General features: G+C 74.9%; 1 protein-coding gene. It reads right to left on the minus strand.

Features of this window, described 5'->3' with window-relative positions; all coding sequences use genetic code 11:
• The coding region (locus VM94_RS28510) for a hypothetical protein (protein ID WP_442905225.1) at positions 1–866 on the minus strand (866 nt) is incomplete at both ends.

Below are 866 nucleotides of genomic sequence, written 5' to 3' on the forward strand. Positions count from 1 at the left end.
GGCCACGCCGGCGGCCGTGGCCGCGAGCGTGTCGTCCAGCGCCGCCGCCGTGGCCGCCGCCTGGGAAGTCAGGGCCAGGGTGGCGGCAGCGGTGGCGGCATTGTCGGCCGCGAGCGCACTGTTCAGGGTTGCCAGGGATGCTGCGGCCGCGGCGGCTGTCGAGGCGGCAGCCGCATCATCGGCTTGCGCCGATTGCGCGGCGGCGAGCGACAAGGATGCCGTGGTGGCGGCGACGGTGGATGCCAGCGCCGCCACCAGGTCGAATGGATGGGCGGCCGAATAGGCGGCCAGGGCGGCGGCATTCGCTGCATCGTTGTTGGCGACGGTGGTCAGGGCGGCGGCATCCGTCAAGGCGGCCTTGGTGGCCGCCACGGTGGCGGCCGTAACGTCGAGCGTATGGGCCGTGCCCAGCAGGACGGCGTCGGTGAGGCCGGCGACGGCGGCTGCCGCCGTGGCGGCGGTGGCGTTAGTGGTCGCTGCCAGGCCCAGGACGACGGCGTCCGTCAGGTTGGCCGTCGTTTGCGCGGCAGTGGCGGCGGCCGCATCGACGGTCGCTACCAGGCCCAGGGCGACAGCGTCGGTCAGGGCTGCCGTGGCCGCAGCCGTGTTGGCGGCTGCCGTGGCGGCCGTCGAGACGGTGCCCAGGGCGACGGCATCGGTCAGGCTGGCAACGGCGGCAGCGGCGCTGGCGGCCGTGTTGGCGGCCGTCGACACGAGGCCCAGTGCCACAGCGTCGGTCAGGTTGGCCGTCGTTTGCAGGGCGGCAGCGGCAGTCGCGTCGGCCGTGGCGACCAGGCCCAATGCCGTGGCGTCTGTCAGCGCGGCTGTGGCGGCAGCCGTACTGGCGGCCGTGGCGGCTGCTGCCG

The sequence above is a fragment of the Janthinobacterium sp. KBS0711 genome, from assembly GCF_000988085.1.
GTDB classification, from domain to species: domain Bacteria; phylum Pseudomonadota; class Gammaproteobacteria; order Burkholderiales; family Burkholderiaceae_D; genus Janthinobacterium; species Janthinobacterium lividum_E.